This window comes from Kitasatospora sp. NPDC058190 (assembly GCF_042883685.1).
Taxonomy (GTDB): Bacteria; Actinomycetota; Actinomycetes; order Streptomycetales; family Streptomycetaceae; genus Kitasatospora.
The window spans coordinates 1-6249 of record NZ_JBHVVI010000163.1; the positions used below are offsets into that span (position 1 = coordinate 1).

The following is a 6249-nucleotide window of genomic DNA, read 5'->3' on the forward strand; positions in this document are numbered from 1 at the left end:
TCGCGCAGGGCGGCTTCGCCGGCGACTCCGTCGTCCCGCCCGAACACCGTCTCCCCAAGTTCGAGGGACGCGAGACCTGCCCGACGTTCAACTTCAACGGCGCTCCGGACGCCGCGTCGAAGCTGCTGGAATCGCCCCACGTCGGTGAGCGGGTGCTCGTCTCGAAGAACGTCTGCCACGGCGTCGTCTACGACGGCGCGATGCACGCCGCCCTGTCGGCGCGGCGGCTCACACCCGGGATGGCGCTCGTGCGGGAGGGCATGGGGGTCTACCTGGCCAAGCGTCGCGCCGGAAAGGCCTTCCACGACCCGCTCGCGGCGGCCGTGGCGCTCGACGAATCCGTCTGCGTGTTCCGCGAGGTCGAGGTGTACCGCGAGCGCGGCGCCTGGGGTGCGCGTCCGGCGGCCGGCACCCGGACGCGGATCTCGGTCTCGGTCGACCACGCGCGATTCCTGGACGTCCTCACGGCTACCGGGTGACGGACCTCGCTCCAGCGAGCTTGAAGGGGCCCCCCAGTGCACGCGGGCCGGGGTGAGCCGCTCGGCGGAGGACCCGGAAGCGGCGCTCGACCCCCTGCCCGGTGCTCTCGGGATCGGCCGCAAGAAGAACCAGACCCGGCGCCTGCCCGGCCCGGCCTGCCGGTCGGCTGCTCCGCCGTCTCGTCCCCTGGCACCGGCCGGTCTTCGCCGCCCGGGAGGCCGCTCCCAGCGGGCCGCGGCGTCGATGGTCCAGGTCTGCCAGGTCTTGTGCTTGTCGGTGCAGGGGCAGGTGGTGACGCCGTAGGGCTGGGCGCTGCCGGTGATGGTGTTGACGAAGCCCGAGCCCTCGACGGTCAGGCACCGGCCGTGCTCGACGTTCTGGATGAACTGCCCGGTGCCCTGGGCGTGCGCGGGGGGTGAGGGCGGTGGTGGCCAGCGCGAGGCCGGCCGAAAAGGTGGTCAGCAAGTTCTTGATCATGAATGGCCCAACGAGGCACCCGAGCGGGGGACACCCACCGGCGTAGCGCGCCGCCGTCGCCTCGCCGCCGTCCTGTGTGTCGCCGTGCGTCGACTGCGCCGGGTTGCCGCCCTGCGCGTCGTCCCGAGCGCCGCCCGTGCCCGTCAGCCGCCGTCCCGCCCGGCTCGTCGCCGCTGCGCTCCGGGCCGTTCTCGCCGCCGGTCGCCGTCGCGTTGTCGTCGCTGCGCCGTCTCGCCGTCCCCGTCGTAGGGCCGGCAGTGACCTGTTGGTTCAGCGGCAGAGGTCGACCTCGCCGTCCCGGCCGATCAGCGCGATCTGGGACCGCTTGCGATGCACGTCGATTCCGACGTAGACAGACATTGCCGGGCCTCCTCCCCGAGCTCGTGTGTACCCGGACGATAGGCATCGCCGGGCTGAGTACGGAAGGGGGCCCGGCCCTCATACCTGATGCCCGTCCCGGCGCCGGGACGGGTGCCCTCAGATCTGTGCCTGTCCTGCCGTCTTGGTTGGCTGAACCGCTCTGGGCTGCCCAGGTGTTATGCCTGGCGGGCGTTGCTGATCTGGGCGGGGGTGGTGTCGAGCCACCAGGTGGGGTTGGCGGTGCCGTCGGTGGTGCGGCCGTCGTTGTGGACGTAGTGGCGCACGTCGCGGCCCGGCTCGGCGAACTCGCCGTTCAGGGCTCGCTCGACCCACTCGGCACCGAAGCGGAAGACCTCGGCGGCGGCGCCGCCCAGCGGGTGGAACTCGTTCTCGTAGACGCGCATCTCCTTGGGGGCGCGGACCCGCTCGTAGTTGGCCAGCGCCTGCTCCAGCACGGTGAGTTCGTCGAACTCGCCGATGCCGTAGAGGACCGGGCAGGTGATCTGCTGGACGAGGTCGCCCAGCGGCATCCGGGCGACCAGCTCGCGGTCGAAGGCGCCCTCGTCGGTGTAGCCGGCCATGAACATGTAGTTGTTCTTGAAGGTGGGCTGGGCGCGCTCGAAGATGGTGGTGAAGTCGCCGGTGACGGCTTCGAAGGCGGCGAGTGCGGCCAGGCGGGGGTCGGTGGCGGCGGCGCGCGAGCCCCAGTAGCCGCTCATCGAGATGCCGAACACGCCGATCCGGGCCGGGTCGACCTCCGGGAGCGAGGCCAGGTGGTCGATGTAGCGGCTGATGGCGCGCTCGTAGTTGGTCAGGTCGACGGTCAGTCCGTTGGCCCGGCTCTCGCCCTGGCCCGGGCCTTCGATGGACAGGGCCACGATGCCGCGCGAGGTGTAGTAGCGCTCGGCCGCGTAGATGTAGTCCTCCTTGATCATGTCCATCCCCGGGCCGAGGATCACCGCCGGAGCGTTCCGGACCTCGCCGGCCGGCAGGTGGAGGAGGGCGAAGAGCTGATTGCCCTCGAAGTCGAGGATGACGCGGCGGACCCGGTTGTCGCGCAGTGCGCCGATGCGCTCGACGCAGTGGTTGGCGTGCTCGCGGAAGGCCAGCTTGCGCGGATCGGCGGCGTCGAAGATCGAGTACTGCGCGCGGCCCCACATCACCGAGGCGCGTACGTAGAGGTCGGCGGCGGTCTGGGCGAAGCCGCCCTGCTCGTGGTGGGCGGCGCGCTCCTCGGCCTGACCGGCGACGGCGGCCCATGCCTTGGGCAGCATGGCCCCGCTCTGGACCAGGTCGAAGACCTTGTCGAAGTCGGTGTGGTCGTGGCCGAACTGCTCCAGGGTGCCCTTGGCCTGGGGGTGCAGGGCGTCGAAGCCGCCCTGGGCGAGTGCGATGTCCAGGGCCCAGTTCTGGCCGGTCGAACGAACAGTCATGTCAGGTGCCCTCACTTGAGGGGAGTAGGTGTTTCGCCCCGCGGTGCCTAAGTACTTATTTATTAAGTACTTAGGCTAGGCTGGTTGTCAACCCGCCCACCGATCAGCGACACGGAGACCCACCGATGCCCGACCCCACCCGCGACGCGGCCCTCGACCTGCTCGCCCGCGCCGCCTACAGCCTCAGCGCCGCCGACTCCCGGCTGCGCGGACGCGCCACCCGCACTCCCGGCGCGCTCTCCCTCACCCACGCCCGTGCCCTGCGCGTCCTGGCCGACCAGGGGCCGCTGCCGATCGGCCGGCTCGCCACCGCCACCGAGACCACCGGCGCCGCCACCACCCAACTGGTCAACGGCCTGGCCACGGCCGGCTACGTCACCCGCGAACGCCCCGCCGACGACAAGAGATCCGTCCTGGTCGCCCTCACCGACGCCGGCCGCCGCCGCCACCACGAACGCCAGGCCGGCCTGGCCCAGGCGCTCGATGCCGCACTCGCACACCACGACACCGCCGCCCTGGACGCCGCGACCGACGTCCTGCGGCAACTCGCCGCCATCTACGACCAGCTCTGAAGCCCGCCCGGAGCCAGCCGCTCGCCGCAGGACACCGGCCGACGACCCACTCCCGCCAGATGGGTCGCAGGCCGCGCGGACGCAGGCGTGCGCTCATGGTCGGCGGTTGGGACGTTCGTCCCATCGGTGGGTTGTCCAGGCACGTCGGATCAGGCTGCGGACGGTGATGACCGTGTCGGCGAGGTCGAAGAAGGCATCGATCACGGTGGTGCGGCGTTCGTAGCAGCGGCCGAGTCGCTGGAAGGCGTTCTGCCAGGCGTGGGTGCGTTCGACCTGCCACCGTCGGCTCGCTTGGACGGGTGCCTTCTCTCCTTTGTGCGCGATGCGGCCGTGCAGTCCGCGCTCGTCCAGCAGGGCGCGGGTCGGGGCGGAGTCGTAGCCAGCGTCCAGGTTCACGGTGATGTGCTCGGGCAGTGGTCCCAGTTCGGCCAGGCGGTCCAGGGTCGGGGCGAGCAGGGGCGAGTCGTGGCGGTTCGCCCCTGCCAGGACCCGGCCCAGGGGGATTCCGTAGTCGTCCGTCATACCTGAGCGCTTCAGTCCTTGCTTGCCACGGTCGACCGGGGAGCGTCCGGCGGCCTCGCCGCCGCCAGGGGCCTTGGTGATCGAGCCGTCGACGGCGATCTCGTCCGACCAGGCCGCCGCCATGCGCGAGCAGGCCGCCGACCTCCACGACGACGAGCGCCTGGCCGTCCTCGCCGTCACCTACACCCACCGCCCCGCCGACCCCGGCACCGGCAACCCACGCCCGTCGGCCGCCGCCCGCATCACCGCCCTCGACCGCGACGCCGCCACCCTCTACGACCGCACCCTGCGCCTGACCGGTCCCCGCACCCCCGGCGCCCCCGCCGACGCGGTCGAGCCTGCCCCGGCACTCGCCGACCTGGCCGACCTGCTCGCTGACCGCACCGTGCTGCTGTGGGACGACGAGCTCAAGCCGCTCCACGACGCGCTGCGCCGCCTGAAGGTCGAGCACCGCCGGATCCTGCCGGACGGCTACCAGCGGGTGCACCATCTGAAGATGACCGTCACCCGGTGGCGGGCCGACCTCGACCCCCTCACCGGCCACCACCGCATCCCCACCCCGCCCGGTATCGCGGACCGCCTCCTCTACATGCTGCGCCAGGTCGCCACCGCCGAACCGGTGCACCACCTCGGCGAGCCGCCCCGGCCTGTGGCGCGCTGAACGAAACGAACGAAGCGCCGGCCCACCGTTTGGTGGCCGGCGCTTTCCGCTTCCCCGCTACGCCAGGTTCGCCCCTACGCTGCCGACTGCTCCTCGGCCGGGTCGTCGATGTGCTTGAGCTGACTGCGGGCGGTGACGCGGTCCTCGCCGGACAGCGTCGCCCAGTGCTCGTCGGCCCACACGGCGTGGGAAGCCTGCCGCTCGGCCTCCTCCAGGCGGGCGGACTCTGCCAGCTGCTCCTCGCTCAACCCCTGCCGGGCCGCTTCCAGATCACCGCTCCAGGACGGCAGCGACGCCAGGAAGGTGCGGCGCTCGGCCTGCACGGCCGTCAGCGCCCGCTGCGCCTCGATCAGCCGGTCCGGGTACTCGTACGTCTTCTGCTTTCCCACCAGGAATCGTACGTGTGACCTAACCAGAGCCGGGCTGCGCCTCGCCGTCGGCGGTGGCGCTCGAGGCGCAGCGCGCGCTGGAGGCTCGAAGAGCCGACAGCCCGGTCCGCGGGATGGACGGTTGATCCCGCGGACCGGTGTTCGGGGTGGGGCTATGGCTGGTACTGGAAGGTGGCGCCGTTGCTGGTGCCGCCCGGGGAGTGGACGGTGACGGTGACCGGGCCGGCGGCCCCGGCCGGTGAGGTGGCCACGAGCATGGTGTCGGAGACCGGGGCGAAGGACGCCGGAGCGGTGCCGAAGAACACGGCGTCGGTGTAGGTGAGGTTGCTTCCCCTGATCAGGATGTCGTCCCCGCCGGATACCGAACCCTGGGCCGGGGTGAGGGAGTTGATGACCGGTGGGGCGACGTAGACGTAGTAGGCGTTGCCCGGCCCGACGGTGCTGGTGCCGCCTGGTGTGGTGGCCGTGACCAGGACGGTCCCCGTGCCGGCAGGGGCGGTGACCGTGATCTGGCTGTCGGAGATCACGGTGATGTTGGTGGCCGCGGCGGGCCCGAAGTGCACGGCGCTGGTGAGAGCCAGGCCGGAGCCGAAGATGGTGACGGTGTTCCCGCCGCCACTCGGCCCCACCGTCACGTTCAGGCCGATGATGACCGGGGCCGTGACGTAGAAGTACGGCAGCGGGTTGCTGGTGCCCACCGAGGTGGTGACCGTGACGTTGACCGACTGCGCCGCTCCTGCGGGTGCGGTGACGGTGATCTGGGCGGCGGTGTTGGCGGTGATCGTGGCGGCGTGGGTGCCGAACAGCACCGTGGTCGCGCCCGACAGGTTGGTGCCGGAGATGGTGACGGTGTTCCCGCCGCTGGTCGGCCCCTGGTTCGGGGTCAGGCTGGTGATCACGGGTGCGTTGATGTAGGTGTACGTCACGCTGTTGCTGGTGCCCGCCGGGGTGGTGACGGTGACGGGGACGGAACCGGTGCCCGCGGGCGCCGTCGCCGTGATCTGGGCATCGCTGACCACCGTGAACAGCGCCGAGGCGCTGCCGAACTGCACCAACGTCGCGCCGGTGAACCCGGAGCCGTTGATCGTCACTATGTTGGTGCCGCCCGTTGGCCCGGAGGCCGGGCTCAGAGCGGTGATCACGGGTGAGGCGGTGTAGGCGAAGGCCACACTGTTGCTCGTGCCCGCCGCTGTGGTGACCGTGACCTGGACCGTTCCCGATCCCGCGGGAGCCGTGGCCTGGATCTGGCTGTCGCTCAGCACCGTGAACGTCGCCGAAGCGCTCCCGAAGTGCACCGACGACGCGCCGGTGAACCCCGAACCACTGATGACCACCGAAGTGCCGACCGCACCCGA

6 protein-coding genes and 1 pseudogene are annotated in these 6249 nt (G+C 71.5%); 3 read left to right on the plus strand and 4 right to left on the minus strand.

The features are described from left to right. Positions 1–479, plus strand: a 479-nt coding sequence (locus tag ACFVWU_RS40815; protein ID WP_387630806.1) for a hypothetical protein, incomplete at its 5' end; no start/stop codon positions are given. A 1014-nt stretch (positions 480–1493) separates the two neighbouring features. Here ACFVWU_RS40815 and ACFVWU_RS40820 read toward each other — a convergent pair. Further along, the gene (locus ACFVWU_RS40820) at positions 1494–2750 is read right to left on the minus strand and encodes an alpha/beta hydrolase (RefSeq protein ID WP_387630809.1); all 1257 of its coding nucleotides are present in this window, start codon (positions 2748–2750) and stop codon (positions 1494–1496) included. Between the two features lie 125 nt (positions 2751–2875). Between ACFVWU_RS40820 and ACFVWU_RS40825 the strand changes: the two genes are divergently transcribed. Then, the gene (locus ACFVWU_RS40825; protein WP_387630812.1) at positions 2876–3322 is read left to right on the plus strand and encodes a MarR family winged helix-turn-helix transcriptional regulator; all 447 of its coding nucleotides are present in this window, start codon (positions 2876–2878) and stop codon (positions 3320–3322) included. Between the two features lie 93 nt (positions 3323–3415). Here ACFVWU_RS40825 and ACFVWU_RS40830 read toward each other — a convergent pair. Continuing rightward, positions 3416–3943, minus strand: a pseudogene (locus ACFVWU_RS40830) (transposase); the annotation flags it as partial. Here ACFVWU_RS40830 and ACFVWU_RS40835 point away from each other — a divergent pair. After that, complete coding sequence (locus tag ACFVWU_RS40835; RefSeq protein WP_387630841.1) at positions 3921–4505, plus strand: hypothetical protein; 585 nt, start codon at positions 3921–3923, stop codon at positions 4503–4505. The pseudogene ACFVWU_RS40830 and the gene ACFVWU_RS40835 overlap by 23 nt on opposite strands. Before the next feature lie 74 nt (positions 4506–4579). Here the strand turns inward: ACFVWU_RS40835 and ACFVWU_RS40840 are convergent, their stop codons facing one another. Together ACFVWU_RS40840 and ACFVWU_RS40845 are read right to left on the minus strand one after the other, a co-directional pair. Beyond that, positions 4580–4894 (minus strand): hypothetical protein, encoded by a 315-nt coding sequence (locus ACFVWU_RS40840; protein WP_387630814.1) that lies wholly within the window; start codon positions 4892–4894, stop codon positions 4580–4582. A gap of 152 nt (positions 4895–5046) precedes the next feature. Then, complete coding sequence (locus tag ACFVWU_RS40845) at positions 5047–6228, minus strand: IPT/TIG domain-containing protein (protein ID WP_387630839.1); 1182 nt, start codon at positions 6226–6228, stop codon at positions 5047–5049. Positions 6229–6249 lie beyond the last annotated feature (21 nt).